A 20439-nucleotide genomic window follows, 5' to 3' on the forward strand; every position below is an offset into this window, starting at 1 on the left:
ATCTAGCGGTGCAGCAAAGAAAATCACTATAGATATTGAAGAAGTTGCCAATGGCGCAGAGAGCCAAATGCAAGCAATGGAACAAACTGCGGGTGCGATGGAAGAGTTGACACAAGGAATGCAGAGCATAGTGAATACATCATCCTCTGTAAATGAATTGTCTGCTCAATCAGCATTAGATGCAGAGAGTGGTAACAAATTAATGAAACAAATGATTCAACAGATGGATACAATCCAAAATTCAGTACATAGCGGTGTGAAACAAGTAGAGACTATGAAAGAACAATCAGAAGAAATTGTTAAAATCATTGATGTTATGCAAGGTATTACCTCTCAGATTAACTTATTAGCATTAAATGCAGCAATTGAGGCTGCACGTGCTGGAGAAAGTGGTAGAGGATTTGCAATTGTGGCAGATGAAGTAAGAAAATTAGCAGAACAATCTAGTGATTCTGCAAAACAAATTGAGAAACTTATTATTCAAGTTATGGGAACAACGAACCATACGGTAGACATGATGGGGAAAGTAGATAATGAGGTACAGGCAGGTACACAAGTAGTGATGAATACAGAAAAAGTATTTGGAAAAATCACTGAAAAAGTGCAGCAAGTATCTAATCAAATTCAAACTGTATCTATGTCTACAGATGAAATTGCAGCGAGTAGTGAGGAGGTTTCTGCTTCTGCAGAAGACATGGCTCAAATTTCCCAAAGATCATCTGATCGAACTGATAGGGTAAAAGAGTCTATTCATCAGCAAGAAAAATCAGTTCAAGAAATCTCAGTTTCAATTGAGCATCTGCATAGCGTAGCAGGAGGATTAAAGCAGATTGTTTCACAATTTACTCTTCAAAAATAGTATATTTAAGTTTATATATAGTGAAATTCCTCTGAATAAATAGCAAAAAAATCATCCTTTATAAGAAATAAAGGATGATTTTTTTATTATGAAAATTTGGTGTGAACTCTACTTTTTACATTCTATTTTTTTACAGTTTTTCAATTGTGATATATAATGATATGTAATGTTTTTAGAATTTTTAGTTTATAAAGAGATGATTGTAGGGGGAGGAGAAAATTGTTTCATTCAAAATCAATGCCGGCTATAAAAATGATTCTTTCGATGTCTATTTTCGGATCGATTGGATTTTTTTCTGTCCAAACGGGTTTACCATCTTTTGAATTAGTATTTATTCGTTGTATTTGTGCGACTTTATTTTTAACGCTATGTTGGTTTGCAACAGGACAATATAAAAATGAGAAATGGAATAAAAAAGAAATTGTGCAAATATTAGCGTGTGGCGTATTTCTCGTTTTTAACTGGGTGTTTTTATTTAAAGCGTTTGAACTCATGTCGATTACAATTGCGATTTCAGTGTATCATCTCGCTCCAATTATCGTATTAATGATCGGTAGTATCGTATTTAAAGAGAGGCTAACAGTATTTGCTGTTATGTCCATTGTTATTTGTTTTATCGGCACAGTGTTAGTAGCTGGAGTGGACGGTAGTATGTCGCTTGAGAAATTAATGTCATCTGGAATGGTATGGGCACTTCTTGCGGCTTTATTTTATGCTTTTACCACGTTACTAGGAAAGGGGATTCAGCATACGAGTGCATATGCGATGACCTTTTTACAAACGTTTTTAGGCATATTTTTATTGCTACCATTCGTAGATTTCGGACATTTTCAAGGATTAACAGAGATGAACTGGATGATGATTACTGCGACAGGACTTATACATACTGGGTTTGTATATTACTTATTTTTTGACAGTTTAAGAGATTTACCGACGAGACTTATTTCTGTATTAGTGTTTTTAGATCCTGCTGTTGCCATTTTGTTAGATACGATCTTTACCGGTTTTAGACCGACTAGTATGCAAATTGTAGGGATTATTCTTATATTTGTAGGAATGGCGTTTACTTTTCGAAAAACGAAGGATGAAAAAGTGGTGGTAAAAGAAAATACGTATTATGAAGTGTGAAAAATTACCTCCTAACGTATTGAGAATTTTCTTATTTTTTGCACAATATAAAAGTAGGAAAATAAAGGAAGAGGCGGATGAGAGAGATGAAAAAGTTATTAAAGATAGCGACATCATTAACTTTAATAGGGGGGATATTTGTTAGCGGTAATATTGTTTCAGCAAATACAGATGGAATTCACCAATCTCCACCTCCACCTGATATTATGCTAGAATTTGATGATTTAGCAAATGATCATTGGGCTTATAATGAAATTATGAATTTAGTATATTACCGGATTATGTATGGCTACGGAAATGGGAAATTTGGTGTAGAAGATAATGTAACCCGTGAACAAGCAGCAGCAGTACTGTATCGCGCACTAAATTTGAAACGAAATGTACATATTGAAAATCCATAAGGAGATATTGACGGGAAATCAACAATGTTTCCTTATGAAATTTTACACTTAACAAAGATCGGTATTTTTAAAGGAGACGAAAATCAGAACTTCCGTCCAAAAGATACGTTAACTCGTGCGGAACTAGCGCAAATTTTGGTAAAAGCATATAATCTGAAAGCAAAACGATATCATACATTTACAGACGTATCAGAGGATTATTGGGCAAGAGATGCGATTAGTGCGCTGCAATCTAATAACGTTGTAGCAGGAACAGGCGCTGGGAAATTTGAACCTGAAATGTTTGTAACACGAGGGCAATTTGCGAAATTCTTAAAAAAGGCAATCGATAATTCGCTAGGGAAAATGGAATAAATAAGAGCTACATTATTATGTAGTAAAAGTGCAAATAGATCATATTTGTACCTTTTGTATGAAAAGTGAAATGACATATCAGAAAATCATTGGGCTAAAGATTTGATTAGCGCCTTACAGTCTAATAAAGCTATAGTTGAAACGGGTAATGGTTTATTTAAAAACTTGTAACCCGTGAACAGTATGCGAAGTTCTTAAATAATGCACTTCATAGATTCTACGCAAACGATTAATCTATGAAGCTCGAAAAAAGCGCAAATATGATATTTGCGCTTTTTTTGTCTATAAAGTGAAATTTTTATAAGTGAAGGACTTGATTAGTAGATAGTAGAATATTGTATATATAGCATCTTTGCAAAAGCTTTTGTTTATCCTTTTTGAAAATCAAACAGGGAAACTAGAGCGCAAAGATAAGAATATTTTTTCAAATGATTTGCATGCAATTCAGAATACCAATTGGAATTGAGAGCGAATTGGCTCTCCTAGTAATCTTCAAAATAATAGATGTTAAAAATGCAATATATTACATAGGGCTTGCAAATACAGCATATGTAATATGGGGAAAGAATTTAGTCTATTATGTTCCACTTTTAATAAAGTGGAAATGAAGGAGCGAGGACTATGAAGAAAAAAATGTTCCGTATAATGGCGGCAGCGACTATTATGGGTGGATTATTGGTAAGTGCAAATGTTCCTAACATAAAAGCAGAAGAATATCCTGAAATGATTGTATTTGACGATGTCCCAGTAAACCATTGGGCATATGATTATATTCTAGATGCGGTATATAATAAAATTATGCTAGGTTATGGAAATGGAAAGTTTGGTGTAGGTGATAACGTAACACGTGAACAAGTGGCCGCAGTACTATATCGCGCACTTAATATAAAACATGAAGGACCGTTAAAAAATCCGTATAATGATATTTCTGAAAGATCAACAATGTTTCCAAATGAAATTTTAGCATTAACAGAACGCGGTATTTTTAAAGGTGATGAGAAGGGGAACTTTAGACCTAGAGAAACAATAACACGTGCAGAAGTAGCGCAAGTTCTTACACAGACATATTCCTTTGAAGTGAAGCAACAGCATACATTTAAAGATGTACCAAATAATTACTGGGCGAAAAATGCAATTAGTGCCTTGCAATCTAATAATGTCATAGTAGGAACAGGAAATGGAAAGTTTGAACCGCATAAAATTGTAACACGTGAGCAATATGCAACATTTTTATATAAAGCTATTATTAATTTCCACTTAAAAAATGAATAACATGAAATTTAAATTATATTAATATAGTATATTTTTTAAAAAAGCGCGAAGATAACGCGCTTTTTTTCTTATTTTAAATTGTTTATTTGCATATTTATTCTGCTGTTCATAGTTTGGTGAATAGTATTAAATGGGAAAAATATACTAATTTTAGTTACTTTTTATATTTTTTAAAAGCGATTTAGTAACTTCATTGTTCATTAAGTATAAAGATAAGTATATGAAATACAGTTCACAAATTAGACAAATGTTATATGGATAAGTGTATTGTTACTTTTCCATGAATTCTTTATATTAGAAAAAAATATGTTTTTTTAGGGAGAGAACAAAATGAAGAAAAAGATTTTAAAAGTAGCAACAGCTTTAACAATTATGGGTGGAGTTGCATTTAGTGCTGAAGGCGCTACAGCGAATGCTGAAGTAGCTGCTAAGCCTAAGCCACAACAAGCAAGTCAGGCTATCTTTAAAGATGTACCAGCAGGACATTGGTCTTACGAAGCAATTCAAACTTTAGCACAAGAAGAAATTATGCTTGGTTATGGAAATGGCGTGTTCGGTTTTGGACATAACATAACTCGTGAACAAGTAGCTGCTTTGATTTATCGTACTATCGATTTCAGTGAAGTATTCGAGGAAGGCGATATCCTTGAGAATCCATACAAAGATATTAATGAAAAATCAACAATGTTCTTAGAAGAAATTTTAGTATTAACAGAGGTAGGTATCTTTAACGGTGATGGAACTGGAAACTTTAGACCGAAAGATACACTAACACGTGCAGAAATGGCTCAAGTGCTTACAGTAGCATATGAGTTAGAAGTAAAAGGAACACAAGGATTTAAAGATGTACCGAAAGGACATTGGGCATACAATGCGATTAATGCAGTAGGTTCAAATGGTATTTCTGTAGGAGATGGAACTGGAAACTTTGCTCCAAACATGAAAGTAACACGTGAACAATATGCGCAGTTCTTATTTAAGACAATTTTTGAATAAATAAAAAAAGAGTCAGTGTTATATAACACTGACTCTTTTTTTGTTGAAATCATAATAGATAAACACAGTTTTGTAAAAAAATCATTAAATTTTCAAAAAAAACTTCCTTTTCCGAAGATTTGTTATATAATATAAAACATAAAATAAAATCTGTTATAAGACAGTTTAAGAAGGGGATGCTAATATGTCGACGCAAACTTCACGGGTTACACTGGCCGGAGAAATGTTACCAGCGTACAACGAAATATTGACACCTGAGGCGCTTAGTTTTTTAAAGGAACTGCATGAAAATTTCAATGAACGCCGCACGGAACTTTTACAAAAGCGTGTGGAGAAACAAAAAAGAATTGATGCAGGGGAGTTTCCTAAGTTTTTAGAAGAAACAAAGCATATACGTGAAGGGGATTGGACAATCGCCCAGCTTCCGAAAGATTTAGAGGATCGCCGCGTGGAGATTACTGGTCCGGTGGATAGAAAGATGGTCATTAACGCTTTAAATTCAGGAGCACATCTTTTTATGGCAGACTTTGAAGATTCGAATGCACCAACTTGGAGAAATGCTGTCGAAGGTCAAATTAACTTACGAGATGCGAGTGAGGGAACGATCTCACATAAAAATGAAAACGGAAAAGAATATCGTTTAAATAGTAAAACAGCTGTATTAATTGTGCGTCCGAGAGGGTGGCATTTAGAAGAAAAACATATGCAAGTTGACGGCAAGAACATGTCTAGCAGTTTAGTAGATTTTGGTTTGTACTTTTTCCATAATGCGAAGACGCTTTTAGCAAAAGGAAGTGGCCCGTACTTTTACTTACCGAAAATGGAAAGTTACTTAGAGGCAAGATTATGGAATGACGTTTTCGTATTCGCTCAAAAGTATATCGGTATTCCGAACGGAACGATTAAAGCGACTGTGTTAATAGAAACGATTCACGCTTCATTTGAAATGGATGAAATTTTGTATGAACTAAGAGATCATTCTGCTGGTTTAAACTGCGGACGATGGGATTATATATTTAGTTTCTTAAAGAGCTTCCGTAATCATAATGAATTTTTACTTCCGGATAGAGCGCAAGTCACGATGACAGCGCCGTTTATGCGCGCGTATTCTTTGAAAGTTATTCAAACGTGTCATCGTCGTAATGCGCCAGCAATCGGAGGGATGGCGGCGCAAATCCCAATTAAAAATGATCCAGAAGCAAATGAGGCAGCTTTCGAGAAAGTGCGTGCTGATAAGGAGCGCGAAGCTTTAGACGGTCATGATGGGACTTGGGTTGCCCACCCGGGACTTGTACCGGTTGCAATGGAAGTATTTAATCACATAATGAAAACGCCAAATCAAATTTTTAGAAAGCGTGAAGGAATACGTGTAACAGAAAAGGATTTATTAGAAGTACCGATGGGAACGATTACAGAAGGTGGTCTTCGCACGAATATTAACGTCGGTATTCAATATATTGCATCTTGGTTAAGCGGGCGGGGAGCAGCTCCAATTTATAACTTAATGGAAGATGCAGCAACAGCAGAAATATCAAGAGCACAAGTATGGCAGTGGATTCGTCATGAGGGTGGAAAGCTAAGTGATGGCCGTAATATCACTTTTAAATTAATGGAAGAATTGAAAGAAGAAGAACTAGCAAAAATAGAAAGAGAGATTGGTAAGGAAGCATTTAATAAGGGGAGATTTGAAGAAGCTACAAAACTGTTTACAAACCTTGTTCGTAATAACGAGTTCATGCCGTTTTTAACATTACCGGGTTATGAAATTTTATAAGAAACAAGAAAAGGGGATGGAACATATGAAAAACGAAAGAATTGATAAATTGCAGGAAAGCTGGGAATTAGATACGCGCTGGAAAGGGATAACACGTCCATATACAGCTGAAGATGTAATTCGTCTGCGCGGATCGATTGATATTGAACATACGTTAGCGCGCTGCGGTGCAGAGAAGCTTTGGAAATCACTTCATACAGAAGATTATATTAATGCACTTGGGGCATTAACAGGAAACCAAGCGATGCAACAAGTGAAGGCTGGATTAAAAGCAATTTATTTAAGCGGTTGGCAAGTAGCGGCAGATGCGAACCTTTCTGGACATATGTATCCTGACCAAAGCTTATACCCAGCGAACAGTGTGCCAGCTGTTGTAAAACGAATTAACCAAACACTTCAACGTGCTGATCAAATTCAGCATATGGAAGGTAACGGTGATACGGATTATTTCGTCCCAATTGTGGCGGATGCTGAAGCTGGGTTTGGTGGACAGTTAAACGTATTTGAATTAATGAAAGGGATGATTGAAGCGGGTGCATCTGGCGTGCACTTTGAAGACCAATTATCTTCAGAGAAAAAATGCGGGCATTTAGGCGGAAAAGTATTATTACCGACGCAAACAGCGGTGCGTAATTTAATTTCGGCACGTCTTGCTGCGGATGTAATGGGTGTACCAACAATTATCGTCGCAAGAACAGATGCAGATGCGGCAGATTTAATTACGAGCGATATCGATCCAGTTGATCAAGAGTTTATTACAGGTGAAAGAACGCCAGAAGGGTTTTATCATACGAAAGCAGGTCTTGATCAAGCAATTGCACGTGGTTTAGCGTATGCGCCGTATGCAGATCTCGTTTGGTGTGAAACGTCGGAGCCAAATTTAGAAGATGCAAAACGCTTTGCGGACGCAATTCATAAGAAATATCCAGGGAAGCTACTTGCTTACAACTGTTCCCCTTCTTTTAACTGGAAACAAAAATTAGATGAAAAAACAATTGCAAGCTTCCAAAAAGAAATTGCATCATACGGTTATAAATTCCAGTTCGTAACGCTTGCTGGATTCCATTCATTAAATTACGGCATGTTTGAATTAGCGCGTGGTTATAAAGAGCGCGGCATGGCAGCGTACTCTGAATTACAACAAGCAGAGTTCGCAGCAGAAAAAGATGGTTACTCTGCAACGCGCCATCAACGCGAAGTAGGAACAGGATACTTTGATGAAGTAGCACAAGTAATTACGGGCGGTACTTCATCAACGACTGCTTTAAAAGGATCTACGGAAGAAGAGCAGTTTACGAAATAAAGGTATAAGTAGGTGCCCCAAAAAATATTTTTGGGGCACTTTTCTTATTTATTATTACGTCGCTGACATTGTTAAACTTTGTCGGAAAGTTGATGTAATTTTATTTGTCGTCGTATTGTGGGACGTTCACTTCTATTTAAAATATCCAATCCAATATAGTGAATATACCAACGATAGCAGTAAAAAGAAGGAATGCGAATAATGATAGACAGCCCCATGTAAATAGTTTGTCTTTCCATGTTTCTTCATAATCATCAATTAGTTCCTCTATCACTTTTTTCTGCAATGGCTGTAAGGGACGTTCGGTGTGTAGTCCTGTAATAATGTTACGATCTCCTTTGAATTTTAAAGCACGTACAATATGATAAGAGTCGTTTCCCATCGATTTTTCAAACTGTAGACATGCCGCGTGCATAACATCTGTTTTCTCTTTTTCAAGATACCAATACCGTCCAGCCATTTCTGGGTATTGTAATGTAAAGTAAATGTCACCGAGTTTTTTCCTAAGTGCTAATTCATTCGGATAAGTAGTGATTAATCCGTGTAATCTATCTCTTGCTTTTCCAAGGTTGTTATTTTCAATATCTTTTTCAATTCTCTTTAATGTTTTTTTAGGGATTATTTCTGTCATACACGCCTCCTTATTAGAATAGGTATGGTTATATTTTATAAGAAATAATAAAATTTAGAAATTTTATTTTTAAAAAGATTGTACATTCTATTTTAAGTGTGTTATGATAATACCAGTTGAATAATTAAATTAAGCAATCCATATATTATCAAATGCCGAAAACAAACGGGGAAAAGTATGTGAGAACTAGTTTATGTTTCGAATTTGATAATGTGTGGATTCTTTTTTTATACATGAAGACTAAATAAAATGTATTTTCGTAGGAGGAAATAATTATGACAGTTACAGGACAAGTAAAATGGTTTAACAACGAAAAAGGCTTCGGTTTCATCGAAGTTCCAGGCGAAAACGATGTATTCGTACATTTCTCTGCAATCGAAACTGACGGTTTCAAATCTTTAGAAGAAGGCCAAAAAGTTAGCTTCGAAATCGAAGATGGCAACCGTGGACCTCAAGCTAAAAACGTAATCAAACTATAATTTTATAGTTTATTATAGAAAAAAGGATGGCTTATGCCATCCTTTTTTTGTTGAATATGAAGAACAATGAACTGATAATCGATATGTAAAAAGGCTTTCCGTAAAGGAAAGCCTTTTAGTGTTCTTTCACAGCTTTTTTCTTTTCGCGTTTCTTACATTCTGGACATTTAGATTTACGAAAAGGCTTCGCGAAGAACAGTAAAATAAAAAATAGACCGAATATAATACTTGCAGAATTTTTTACGATAATAATGCTACTATTTTTCATTTGAATTGTTGGATGATCTTGCTTTTCTTCCATGAGAGACCTCCGTGTATTTGATTTATCCCGCATTAACGGGCAGTAAGACTCCCACCTCAAAATTCAGCTGGAGCAAAGAAGTTAGGTGGGAGATCAACTGCCCGTAAACGCCCGATTGGTGAAGGCTAATAATCAGTGGGGGATGGACAAAACCCCCACTGATTAAAGTTTCACTTTATATTTTAATTATAGCAAAGTTGATTGTTGTAATGATGTGAAAAGAGGGGGCGATTATAAACATTTGTAGACAGTATAAATAATTTTTATATAGTCATTAACGTGTTTATTTTCATATTATTATTTTGAGATTTATAAAATGTTTGATAAATGATAAAAGATTGTAAAAAAGCGTAATCTGTAAACCATTTCCTTTTCATAGGTGCTAAAATTATATATGCAGCTGCTAATATAAATGGAAAAAAGGAGATAGTAGACTATGGAAAGTAAAGTAGAACGTTATGTCGAAAACTATGTTGTAAGCAAAAATACAATGGCCTTACTTCCTGTTGTTCTAGGAGAAAAGAAAGTTGTTACGCGAATTGTTGAAATGGAAGATTCTTTTTTCGTATTTCAAAAGCCTCTTGATATTATAGAGAGAAGTTGCCGGAAACATGGTTCTAGTTTCTTTGGAAGAAAAGAAGGAACGAAGGAGTTAACTCGTATTACACATAAAGCTCCTATCGCAATTAGTCCGACAGATCAACTTTATTTTTTCCCTACGTATTCTTATTCTCGAAAAGAGTGTGCGTGGTTATCTCATTTTCATATTGAAGGTAATAAAGAATTAAAAGATGGAAATCTTATTATTAGATTTATAAATGGTTTCGCTGTGAAACTAGAAATGTCAAAAAGTAGCTTTGAAAATCAGCAAAATCGTACAGCGAAATTGCGGACAGAATATGAAGACCGTAAGAAAAAACAAGGGAATCCTTGCTTTAAAGAGATTGATAAAAATGAAGAATCTAAATTAACACCAGCATATGAGAACGTGTATTTTGTGAAGGAAGGCGAAGTGTAAGAGGGAAAGGATGGGGAGACTCATCCTTTTTGATTTTGTTATATATACTATTTGCACGGTAAGATTCATAAATAAAACAAGGTTAATTTCCTGAATTTTCGTTCTCTAATAACTTAAGGTGATATATAATTACAATATAAGGGTTATTTCCCTAAATATACTTAATGTAGTGTGATTATATATCATTTTATATTCGCGGTATACAGGATAGTTCTTTCCTTATTATATAAAAAAGGGGGCTGTTATGTTGAAAAGGACCATGTTATTTTGGGCGCAATATATTCTTGTTTTGCCTATATTATTTCTTACCTTTATGTTTACTGGTTTCGTTGGCAGTCAGTTAATGATAGGTGCTGATAAACAACATTTTATTTTTACGCCTCAAAATGCAACAGAATATAGTCAAATTAGGGAAATTGATAAATTGCTATTTGCTTTTTCAATTCAACCAATTGTCACTATAGTATTTCTTCTATCGATTGTGTACGTACTGACACTTATTGTCTTTCAAATTATTGAATGTAAGAAGGAAAAAAAGATATTACATAGTTTATAATATATGGTTCTCATACCGATTTTTTTTTACTTGTGGTTAGGAATAATGCAATTTTCCACAGTTGATTTAACTTGGATAGATAATTGGCAAGAGCACCTTATATTCACTCCTACTACTATAACGAATGAGCAAGATATATATATGATTGATAAGTTTTTATACAAATTTCGAATGTTACCTATTCCAAGTACAGTATTAATACTATCTTTCTTATATTTATTAATACTTATCGTGATTGATAGTATACGCTTACTAAAAAAGTTTCTTGTAAGAACTAGTCATTAGAAAAGGATAATTGTTTGAAGGTATAACAATTATTTGTCATTACTCATTTCCATACAGGTAGAAATAACCTTACGCGTAGTAAGGGTTTTTTTGAAACTACAGATTGACACTTTCTGTAGTTTCTTCTTTTTTATAATATATAACCGTTAAGTTATAATCTGTGCGTGGTGTCTAAATTATTCTCATGTCTTGTCGAATATTGAAAGATTATCATAGCATAATAATGAAGGAATTCTAGCGAATGATATGGAAACTTTAATAAATACATCTCCATATGTCGTATCTACCATTTCCTCTTTCATTTAAGCAATGATACAGTAGAGGTAGTAATTAGAGTAAAGGGGTAAAGTGTAGAATGGATTTTCAAACGATCAAAGAGTATTTTTCACCAGAAAATATGGATCATATTGTTGAAAGTTATCGTGCGTTCGGACCGCTTCTCGGTATTGGCTTACCGATGATAGAGGCGCTTATTCCGGCATTGCCACTCATTGTGTTTGTGTTGGCGAATGCTGTTGCATTTGGTTTTTGGTTCGGTTTTCTTTATTCATGGATTGGGTCAGTAATTGGTGCAATGCTTGTATTTTTCATTATTCGTAGCTTTGGAAGAAGTCGTTTCTTTTCTTTTGTAAATAAGCATGAGAGAGTGCGAAAAGCGATGGGATGGATTGAAAGAAAAGGGTTCGCGCCAATCTTTGTTATATTTTGTTTTCCGTTCACACCATCTGCGCTTATAAATGTTGTAGCTGGTTTATCTCGCATTAGTGTAAAACAGTTTGGACTAGCATTAGCATTTGGAAAGCTTGTTATGATCTTTATTTTAACGTATATCGGTCATGATTTAGTGTCATTTATTCATAAGCCGGTGAAATCGGTTATTGTGGGCGTTGTTATTTTTATTTTATGGTATGTCGGTAAAAAAATTGAAGTAAAGTTAGAACTACATTAGGAAAAGTCTTCTTTGTCCCGCATTAACGGGCAGTAAAACTCCCACCAAAAAATTCGACTGAAGTAAAGAAGTTAGGTGGGAGATCAAACTGCCCGTAAATGCCCGATTGGTGCGGGCTAATAATCGGTGGGGGATGAACAAAACCCCCACCGATTAAGTTTCACTTTATAAATACAAGCTTCATCATTAAAGGGCGAGGGGAGAAGCGAATGAAGAAAACTTTGAAAAAAGAAGGGCTAGAGTGGGTAAGAACAATTTTAATTGGTGTACTATTAGCTGTATTTTTTCGAACGTTTTTCTTTTCAACGTACGTTGTAGAGGGGAAGTCAATGATGCCGACATTGCAAGATGGAAATATGCTCGTTGTAAATAAGGTGAGTTATCAAGTAGGGGACTTGAATCGATTTGATGTCGTCGTTTTTCATGCGAATAAAAAAGAGGACTATGTAAAGCGAATTATCGGTTTACCTGGGGATCATATCGAATATAAGCATGATAAATTATATATAAACGGACAATTCGTGGATGAACCTTATTTAGAGACGTATAAGAAAGAGACAAATGGACGGCAATTAACAGGCGATTTTAAACTAGAAGAGTTAACGAAAGAAAAGTTTGTACCACCCGGTTCTATTTTTGTAGTTGGTGACAACCGCCTTGGTAGCTGGGATAGTAGGCACTTCGGCTTTGTGAAAGCTGATACAGTTGTCGGTAAAGTTGATTTACGATATTGGCCGATTCAAGAGGTACAAACGAATTTCTCAAAAGGCTGATATAATAAAATGAAGTATAAGGAAAAGACAAACGAGTATGTTTGTCTTTTTTATCGTCCTATAATACAATTGTGATAGCAAACTAACGTTCGTTATGTAAGTGAAAGGTGGGGTTTCATGTCACTTCGATTTGTGATTGGTAGAGCTGGAAGTGGAAAAAGTACACTTTGTTTACACGAAGTGCAAGAAGAGTTAAAACAGCGCCCAAGAGGGAAAACAATATTATATCTTGTGCCAGAACAGATGACATTCCAAACGCAGCAGGCGTTAATTGGGAGTGAAGATGTAAGAGGTTCTATTCGGGCACAAGTTTTTAGTTTTTCGCGATTAGCGTGGAAGGTGCTGCAAGAAGTTGGCGGAGCGAGTCGTCTTCATATTGATGAAGCTGGTGTACATATGTTGCTTCGTAAAATTGTAGAATCTCGTAAAGATGGACTATCTGTGTTTCAAAAAGCAGCGGAGCAAAACGGTTTCTTTGAACATCTTGGTAGTATGATTGCTGAGTTTAAACGTTACAATGTGACGCCGTCTAACGTATATGAAATGTGGCAACAATTAGACACGCATAGCAGTAGTGCAGAGCAAAAGCTACTAGCGAATAAAGTGTATGATTTACAGTTACTATATGATGATTTTGAACGTGCTTTAATCGGAAAGTATTTAGATTCAGAAGACTACTTACAATTATTAATTGAGAAGCTTTCAGACTCTGAGTATGTAAAAGGCGCGGAAATTTATATAGATGGATTCCATTCATTTTCTCCTCAAGAGCTAGAAATCGTTAGAGGGCTAATGAAATTAGGAACAAGAGTAACAATAACATTAACGATAGATGAAAAAACGTTAGCGCAGCCAGTGAATGAACTAGATTTATTTTATGAAACGACGTTAACGTATGAACGAATAAAACAAGTAGCGCGTGAAGAGAAAATAGAAATTGAAAAAACAATTCCACTTATGGAACAACCGCGTTTTCATTCTCCAGCATTAGCTCATTTAGAAACGCATTATGAAGCGCGTCCGAATGAAAAGTATCATGGTGAAGCGAGTGTAACAATTAGTACAGCAGCTAATTTACGAGCTGAAGTAGAAGGTGTAGCTCGTGAAATTAGAAGACTTGTGGCGGATGAAGACTATCGTTACCGAGATATCGCAGTCCTTCTTCGTAACGGAGAAAGTTATTACGACGTAATGCGAACGTTATTTACGGATTATAATATCCCGCATTTCATCGATGAAAAACGCCCAATGTCACATCATCCGCTAGTAGAATGTATTCGTTCTGCACTCGAGATTATTAGCGGGAATTGGCGTTATGATGCAGTATTTCGCTGCGTGAAAACAGAGCTTTTATATCCATTAGATGTAAGAAAAGAAGCGATGCGCGAAGAGATGGATGAGTTTGAAAACTACTGTTTAGCGTACGGTGTACAAGGGAAGAGATGGACTTCTGAAGATCCGTGGATGTATCGTCGTTATCGTTCTCTTGATGATGCGAGCGAAATGATAACAGACAGTGAGCGTGAAATGGAAGAGAGAATAAATCGACTTCGCGACGTTGTAAGAACGCCAATTATTCGTATGCAAAAAAGACTGAAGCGTGCTGGAACAGTTATGCAAATGTGCGAAGCGGTATATTTATTTTTAGAGGAGCTTGACGTTCCGAAAAAACTAGAAGAATTACGTGTTCGTGCAGAAGAAAATGGAGATTTCTTATTTGCGACAGACCATGAGCAAGTATGGGAAGAAGTGATGAATCTTCTTGATACGTTCGTTGAGATGCTTGGCGAAGAGAAGATGTCCCTTTCAATGTTTACGGAGGTTATGTCGACAGGTCTTGAGGCACTTCAATTTGCGAATATTCCGCCGTCACTAGATCAAGTGTTAGTTGCTAACATTGATCATTCTAGATTATCAGATATTAAAGCGACGTTCATTATTGGAGTAAATGAAGGAGTGATTCCAGCAGCGCCTATGGATGAAGGTATGCTTTCTGATGAGGAAAGAAATGTTCTCACCGCTGCAGGTATCGAATTAGCACCAACGACGAGACAAACTTTATTAGAAGAACAGTTCGTTATGTATCAAATGGTGACGAGAGCATCTGAGAAGTTATACATTTCCTGTCCACTTGCGGATGAAGAAGGAAAGACGTTACTTGCTTCTAGTTTTATTAAAAAAATAAAAAGAATGTTCCCTGATGTGAAAGAATCGTTTATTACGAATGATGTAAATGACTTATCGCGTTCGGAACAAATCTCATATGTAGCAACGCCAGAAGTAACGTTGTCTTATGTCATGCAGCAACTGCAAACGTGGAAGCGATACGGATTTGAAGGGAATTTAGACTTTTGGTGGGACGTATATAACTTCTACGTTACTTCAGATGAATGGAAGCAAAAAAGTAGCCGTGTGTTATCAAGTTTATTCTACCGAAATCGTGCACAGAAACTAAGTACAGATGTAAGTAGGGATTTATATGGAGATACAATTAAGGGAAGCGTTTCTCGTATGGAACTATTTAATCGCTGTGCGTACGCTCATTTTGCCCAGCACGGTTTATCGCTAAGAGAGCGTGATATTTTCAAACTTGATGCGCCAGATATCGGTGAATTATTCCATGCAGCGCTGAAGAGAATTGCAGACAAGCTATTACGTGAAAATCGGACTTGGGCGGATTTATCAATAAAAGAGTGTGAACACCTTTCTGCTTTAGTAATAGAAGAAATTGCACCGTTATTACAAAGACAAATTTTATTAAGTTCGAACCGTCATTTCTATTTAAAGCAAAAACTACAACAAATCATTTTCCGTACGTCACTTATTCTTCGTGAACATGCGAAGTCGAGTGGATTTGTACCAGTTGATTTAGAAGTACCGTTCGGTATGGGCGGGACTGGATCGCTTCCGCCGATGGAATTTGCGTTGCCAAATGGTGTGAAGATGGAAGTAGTTGGCCGTATTGACCGTGTTGATAAGGCGGAAGATGAGAGTGGTACGTTCCTTCGTATTATTGATTATAAATCAAGTTCGAAAGCGTTAGATTTAACAGAAGTGTATTACGGACTCGCACTTCAAATGTTAACGTATTTAGACGTTGTTACTTCAAATGCACATACGTGGATGAAAAAGGGCAGTACTGCATCACCGGCGGGTGTATTGTATTTCCATATTCATAACCCGATTGTTGAGATGAAAGGCGATGCATCTGAAGAAGAAATTGAGAAAGAAATTTTAAAGAAATTTAAAATGAAAGGTCTCGTACTAGGAGATGCTGACGTTGTGCGTTTAATGGATAATAAACTTTCAACAGGAAGCTCTGATATTATTTCTGCTGGTCTGAAAAAAGATGGTAGTTTTAGTGCGCGTTCTAGCATTGCAAGTGAACAAGAGTTTAACGTACTTCAAAAATATGTACACCACTCGTTTGAAAATATCGGAAAAGACATTACAGAAGGTGTTATCGATATTGCTCCTTACAAAAAGGGGAATAAAGCGGCATGTACGTTCTGTAACTTCAAATCTGTTTGTCAATTTGATGAATCACTTGAAGATAACCAATTCCGTACGTTAAAAGATATGAAAGATAGCGAAGCGATGGAGAAAATTAGAGAGGAGGTTGGCGGAGAATGATAGAAAATTGGCCTCAGAAACCAGAAGGTAGTCAATGGACAGATGACCAGTGGAAAGCGGTTGTAGCGAACGGACGTGATATTTTAGTCGCAGCGGCAGCTGGATCAGGGAAAACAGCGGTATTAGTTGAACGTATTATTAAAAAGATTATAAGTGAGGAAAATCCAGTCGATGTCGACCGCCTGCTCGTTGTAACATTTACGAATGCAGCAGCGCAAGAAATGAAAAATCGAATTGGGGAAGCGTTAGAAAAAGTATTAATTGATGGGCCAGGTTCACAGCATATAAGAAAGCAGCTTAGCTTATTAAATAAAGCTTCCATTTCTACAATTCATTCATTTTGTTTACAAGTTATTAGAGGATATTATTACATGCTTGATGTCGATCCTCGTTTTCGTATTGCGAACCAAACGGAAAATGAGTTATTAAAAGAAGAAGTGCTAGATGACATATTAGAAGAAGAATATGGAATCGAAGATAATAGTATTTTCTTTGAACTAGTTGATCGTTATACGAGTGACCGTAGTGACGATGACTTACAACGAATGATTTTAGCGCTTCATACAGAATCAAGAGCGCATCCAAACCCGGAGAAGTGGCTTGATAAATTAGTAGAAGCATACGACGTTGAAGGAAAGACGATTGAAGATTTAGTGTACGCTTCTTACTTATTAGAAGATGTGAAGTTTCAGCTTGAAACAGCGGAAAAGCATATTCGTAAGGCGACTGAACTCGCAATGCTTCCTGATGGTCCAGCGCCTCGCGTTGAAACTTTACAAGCGGATTTAGCTTTACTTGGAACGTTATCCTCAGCAGCGAGTGGATCGTGGACAAGCGTTTATGAAGCGATGCAAAATGTATCGTGGCAAACGTTAAAGCGTATTAAAAAAAGTGATTACAACGAAGATGTTGTAAAACAAGTAGATTCTCTTCGTAATAAAGCGAAAGATGAAGTGAAGAAATTACAAGAAGAGCTATTTAGCCGCAGACCCGAAAGTTTCTTACGAGATTTTCAAGATATGCATCCTGTATTAGAAAAACTCGTGAAGCTTGTAAAAGTATTTACAGAGCGTTTCCAAGCGATTAAGCGAGATAAAGGAATGGTCGATTTCACAGATTTAGAGCATTTCTGTTTGCAAATTTTAAGCGAGCAAAGTGAAGGCGGTGAAATGAAGCCGTCAGCAGTAGCGCTTCAATATCGTAATAAATTTGCGGAAGTACTAGTTGATGAATATCAAGATACGAACTTCGTACAAGAATCAATTATTAAATTCGTAACGAAAGATTCTGAGAGTGAAGGAAACTTGTTCATGGTTGGTGACGTAAAACAGTCAATCTATCGTTTCCGACTAGCAGAGCCTGGTTTATTCTTAGGAAAATATAAACGTTTCACACAAGAAGGATCGGGCGGCGGAATGAAGATTGACTTAGCGAAAAACTTCCGTAGCCGTCATGAAGTGCTAGCAGGTACGAACTTTATTTTCAAACAAATTATGGGCGAAGAAGTCGGCGAAATCGATTATGATGCTGACGCTGAATTAAAGCTAGGTGCTAGCTATCCAGAAGGTGAAGATGTAGCGGCAGAGCTATTATGTATTCAGCAAACTGAGGAAGAAGTGCAAGACGGTGAAGAAGGTGCCGAAGTAGAAAAAGCGCAGCTTGAAGCTCGTCTTATGGCGCAGCGTATTAAAGCAATGGTCGATTCAGGCTATGCAGTGTATGATCGTAAAACTGATAGTATGCGCCCAGTGCAATATCGTGATTTCGTTATTTTGCTTCGCTCCATGCCATGGGCGCCGCAAATTATGGAAGAGTTAAAACTACAAGGAATTCCGGTATATGCTGACCTTGCGACTGGTTACTTTGAAGCGACAGAAGTAAATATTATGATGAACGTATTCCGCGTCATTGATAACCCGATGCAAGATATTCCGCTTGCAGCTGTACTTCGTTCACCGATCGTTGGACTAAATGACGAAGAACTTGCGACGCTTCGTGCTCATGGAAAGAAAGGCTCGTTTTATGAAGTGATGAGCTCATTCTTAAAGGGAGCGCCGCTTGAAGAAGAACAAGAATTGCATGATAAATTAGAGTGGTTTTATAACTTACTGCAAGGGTGGCGTGAATTTGCGCGTCAACAATCTCTTTCTGATTTAATTTGGAAAGTGTACGGTGAGACAGGCTATTACGACTTTGTCGGCGGTTTACCAGCCGGAAAGCAAAGGCAGGCAAACTTACGCGTACTATATGACCGTGCAAGACAATATGAAGCAACATCGTTTAGAGGATTATTCCGCTTCTTGCGCTTTATTGAGCGTATTTTAGAACGCGGAGATGATATGGGAACGGCGAGAGCCCTCGGAGAACAAGAAGATGTTGTTCGCATTATGACGATTCATAAAAGTAAAGGGCTAGAGTTCCCAGTCGTATTTGTAGCTGGACTTGGTCGCCGTTTTAATACACAAGATTTAATGAAGCGTTTCTTACTTCATAAAGATTTCGGTTTCGGTTCACAATTTATCGATCCTCGTAAACGAATTAAATATACGACATTATCGCAACTAGCGATTAAGCGTAAAATGAAGATGGAATTAATTGCGGAAGAAATGCGCGTACTATACGTAGCGTTAACACGTGCAAAAGAGAAGTTGATTTTAATTGGAACAGTTAAAGATGCAAATAAAGAAATGGAAAAATGGCTCGATGCAAGAGAGCATAGTGAATGGTTATTACCAGACCATATTCGTGCCGGAGCGTCTTGCTACTTAGACTGGATTGCACCTTCCTTATATAGACACCGTGATAGTGAAAGGCTTCTTGAATTAGGACAAGGAAATATTCCAGGCGAAATTTATGAATATAGTGCTAGCTGGAAAGTAGAAGTTGTTGAAGGAAAAGATTTACTTGCGCCAGAACCAGTTCAAGAAGAGAAACAAGAGTTATTAGAAGCGCTTCGTGATAAAAAAGCTGTTCCGTTAGAAAGTGAACGGAAAGAAGAAGTGTACGACAGATTGATGTGGGAATACGGGTATGCGGACGCGACATCTCACCGTGCGAAGCAGTCTGTTACAGAAATAAAGAGAAATTATCAATCTGAAGAAGGTAGCGATAACGCCTTTATTAAAAAACTTCGTGCACCAATTAAAACACGTCCGCGCTTTATGGAGAAAAAAGGGCTAACATACGCAGAGCGAGGGACAGCAGTCCATGCCGTTATGCAGCATGTAGATTTGAAGAAACCAATTACGATCGAAGTTCTTCAAGAACAAATTGCAAGAATGGTAAATAAAGAACTATTAACATTTGAACAAGCTGAAGAAATAGCGATTGAAAAGGTAATTTCATTCTTTGACAGTGACTTAGGTAAAAGGGTATTAGCAGCAAAAAGTGTTGAGCGCGAAGTACCATTTACGATGATGCTTTCAGCAGAAGAAGCGTATCAAGATTGGCAAGGGAAGAAAGGCGAATCAATACTTGTCCAAGGGGTTATCGACTGCATGATCGAAGAGGAAGACGGAATTACTTTAATCGACTTTAAAACAGATACGATTGAAGGAAAGTTCCCAGGCGGATTTGATCAAGCGAAACCAATTTTAGAAGACCGATACAAAGTACAGCTTTCACTATATGCAAAGGCACTCGAGAAAAGCTTAAAACATCCTGTGAAAGAGAAATGTTTATATTTCTTTGATGGAAATCATGTTGTAAAGATTGACGAATAGAGCTT

Annotated in this window: 14 protein-coding genes and 2 pseudogenes; 14 read left to right on the plus strand and 2 right to left on the minus strand. The window is 36.6% G+C overall.

What is annotated here, in order from left to right:
- Positions 1 to 67: 67 nt before the first annotated feature.
- From JFU23_RS31365 to aceA, 7 genes and pseudogenes are all read left to right on the plus strand, one after another.
- Positions 68 to 859: a methyl-accepting chemotaxis protein gene (locus JFU23_RS31365; RefSeq protein ID WP_483862044.1), complete on the plus strand. Its 792-nt coding sequence runs from the start codon at positions 68 to 70 to the stop codon at positions 857 to 859.
- A gap of 219 nt (positions 860 to 1078) precedes the next feature.
- The gene (locus tag JFU23_RS21320; protein WP_002166166.1) at positions 1079 to 1987 is read left to right on the plus strand and encodes a DMT family transporter; all 909 of its coding nucleotides are present in this window, start codon (positions 1079 to 1081) and stop codon (positions 1985 to 1987) included.
- Positions 1988 to 2064: 77 nt separating this feature from the next.
- Positions 2065 to 2742: pseudogene (locus tag JFU23_RS21325) on the plus strand (S-layer homology domain-containing protein).
- A gap of 621 nt (positions 2743 to 3363) precedes the next feature.
- The gene (locus tag JFU23_RS21330; protein ID WP_201032667.1) at positions 3364 to 4014 is read left to right on the plus strand and encodes an S-layer homology domain-containing protein; all 651 of its coding nucleotides are present in this window, start codon (positions 3364 to 3366) and stop codon (positions 4012 to 4014) included.
- 330 nt (positions 4015 to 4344) lie between these two features.
- Positions 4345 to 5010 carry an S-layer homology domain-containing protein gene (locus tag JFU23_RS21335; protein ID WP_000727132.1) on the plus strand — a complete coding sequence of 222 codons (666 nt, stop codon included), beginning with the start codon at positions 4345 to 4347 and terminating at the stop codon, positions 5008 to 5010.
- Positions 5011 to 5194: 184 nt separating this feature from the next.
- Positions 5195 to 6784, plus strand: a complete 1590-nt coding sequence (gene aceB, locus JFU23_RS21340) for a malate synthase A (protein ID WP_201032668.1) — start codon at positions 5195 to 5197, stop codon at positions 6782 to 6784.
- A gap of 25 nt (positions 6785 to 6809) precedes the next feature.
- Positions 6810 to 8087, plus strand: coding sequence for an isocitrate lyase (gene aceA / locus JFU23_RS21345; protein ID WP_033708881.1), 1278 nt, complete (start codon positions 6810 to 6812; stop codon positions 8085 to 8087).
- A gap of 136 nt (positions 8088 to 8223) precedes the next feature.
- Here aceA and JFU23_RS21350 read toward each other — a convergent pair whose 3' ends face one another.
- Positions 8224 to 8718, minus strand: coding sequence for a DUF6584 family protein (locus JFU23_RS21350; RefSeq protein WP_002011284.1), 495 nt, complete (start codon positions 8716 to 8718; stop codon positions 8224 to 8226).
- 275 nt (positions 8719 to 8993) lie between these two features.
- On the opposite strand from JFU23_RS21350, the gene cspA reads away from it, so the two are divergent.
- Positions 8994 to 9197 (plus strand): RNA chaperone/antiterminator CspA, encoded by a 204-nt coding sequence (cspA, locus tag JFU23_RS21355; RefSeq protein WP_002011282.1) that lies wholly within the window; start codon positions 8994 to 8996, stop codon positions 9195 to 9197.
- A gap of 115 nt (positions 9198 to 9312) precedes the next feature.
- Here cspA and JFU23_RS21360 read toward each other — a convergent pair whose 3' ends face one another.
- Positions 9313 to 9498, minus strand: coding sequence for a hypothetical protein (locus tag JFU23_RS21360; protein WP_085309698.1), 186 nt, complete (start codon positions 9496 to 9498; stop codon positions 9313 to 9315).
- Positions 9499 to 9934: 436 nt separating this feature from the next.
- Between JFU23_RS21360 and JFU23_RS21365 the strand changes: the two genes are divergently transcribed.
- The 6 genes and pseudogenes from JFU23_RS21365 to addA all read left to right on the plus strand — a co-directional run bounded on the left by JFU23_RS21365 (position 9935) and on the right by addA (position 20434).
- Complete coding sequence (locus tag JFU23_RS21365) at positions 9935 to 10516, plus strand: competence protein ComK (RefSeq protein WP_002064195.1); 582 nt, start codon at positions 9935 to 9937, stop codon at positions 10514 to 10516.
- Positions 10517 to 10760: 244 nt separating this feature from the next.
- A pseudogene (locus JFU23_RS21370) lies at positions 10761 to 11357 on the plus strand (DUF4306 domain-containing protein).
- Between the two features lie 355 nt (positions 11358 to 11712).
- The gene (locus tag JFU23_RS21375; RefSeq protein WP_002011278.1) at positions 11713 to 12306 is read left to right on the plus strand and encodes a TVP38/TMEM64 family protein; all 594 of its coding nucleotides are present in this window, start codon (positions 11713 to 11715) and stop codon (positions 12304 to 12306) included.
- A gap of 209 nt (positions 12307 to 12515) precedes the next feature.
- Complete coding sequence (gene lepB, locus JFU23_RS21380) at positions 12516 to 13079, plus strand: signal peptidase I (protein ID WP_002011277.1); 564 nt, start codon at positions 12516 to 12518, stop codon at positions 13077 to 13079.
- A gap of 117 nt (positions 13080 to 13196) precedes the next feature.
- On the plus strand, positions 13197 to 16712 hold the full coding sequence (gene addB, locus JFU23_RS21385; protein WP_201032669.1) for a helicase-exonuclease AddAB subunit AddB: 3516 nt from the start codon (positions 13197 to 13199) through the stop codon (positions 16710 to 16712).
- The gene (gene addA, locus JFU23_RS21390; protein WP_201032670.1) at positions 16709 to 20434 is read left to right on the plus strand and encodes a helicase-exonuclease AddAB subunit AddA; all 3726 of its coding nucleotides are present in this window, start codon (positions 16709 to 16711) and stop codon (positions 20432 to 20434) included. The genes addB and addA overlap by 4 nt, the downstream gene beginning before the upstream one ends.
- Positions 20435 to 20439 lie beyond the last annotated feature (5 nt).

This window comes from Bacillus sp. TH50 (assembly GCF_016650565.1).
Taxonomy (GTDB): Bacteria; Bacillota; Bacilli; order Bacillales; family Bacillaceae_G; genus Bacillus_A; species Bacillus_A mycoides.

What these genes read in the sequence shown, in the direction of transcription:
- JFU23_RS21330 (WP_201032667.1), top strand. Translation starts at nt 3,364, where the DNA reads ATGAAGAAAAAAATGTTCCGTATAATGGCGGCAGCGACTATTATGGGT.
- JFU23_RS21360 (WP_085309698.1), bottom strand. Translation starts at nt 9,498, where the DNA reads ATGGAAGAAAAGCAAGATCATCCAACAATTCAAATGAAAAATAGTAGC.
- JFU23_RS21365 (WP_002064195.1), top strand. Translation starts at nt 9,935, where the DNA reads ATGGAAAGTAAAGTAGAACGTTATGTCGAAAACTATGTTGTAAGCAAA.
- lepB (WP_002011277.1), top strand. Translation starts at nt 12,516, where the DNA reads ATGAAGAAAACTTTGAAAAAAGAAGGGCTAGAGTGGGTAAGAACAATT.
- JFU23_RS21335 (WP_000727132.1), top strand. Translation starts at nt 4,345, where the DNA reads ATGAAGAAAAAGATTTTAAAAGTAGCAACAGCTTTAACAATTATGGGT.
- cspA (WP_002011282.1), top strand. Translation starts at nt 8,994, where the DNA reads ATGACAGTTACAGGACAAGTAAAATGGTTTAACAACGAAAAAGGCTTC.
- aceB (WP_201032668.1), top strand. Translation starts at nt 5,195, where the DNA reads ATGTCGACGCAAACTTCACGGGTTACACTGGCCGGAGAAATGTTACCA.
- JFU23_RS21350 (WP_002011284.1), bottom strand. Translation starts at nt 8,718, where the DNA reads ATGACAGAAATAATCCCTAAAAAAACATTAAAGAGAATTGAAAAAGAT.
- addA (WP_201032670.1), top strand. Translation starts at nt 16,709, where the DNA reads ATGATAGAAAATTGGCCTCAGAAACCAGAAGGTAGTCAATGGACAGAT.
- aceA (WP_033708881.1), top strand. Translation starts at nt 6,810, where the DNA reads ATGAAAAACGAAAGAATTGATAAATTGCAGGAAAGCTGGGAATTAGAT.
- JFU23_RS31365 (WP_483862044.1), top strand. Translation starts at nt 68, where the DNA reads ATGCAAGCAATGGAACAAACTGCGGGTGCGATGGAAGAGTTGACACAA.
- JFU23_RS21375 (WP_002011278.1), top strand. Translation starts at nt 11,713, where the DNA reads ATGGATTTTCAAACGATCAAAGAGTATTTTTCACCAGAAAATATGGAT.
- addB (WP_201032669.1), top strand. Translation starts at nt 13,197, where the DNA reads ATGTCACTTCGATTTGTGATTGGTAGAGCTGGAAGTGGAAAAAGTACA.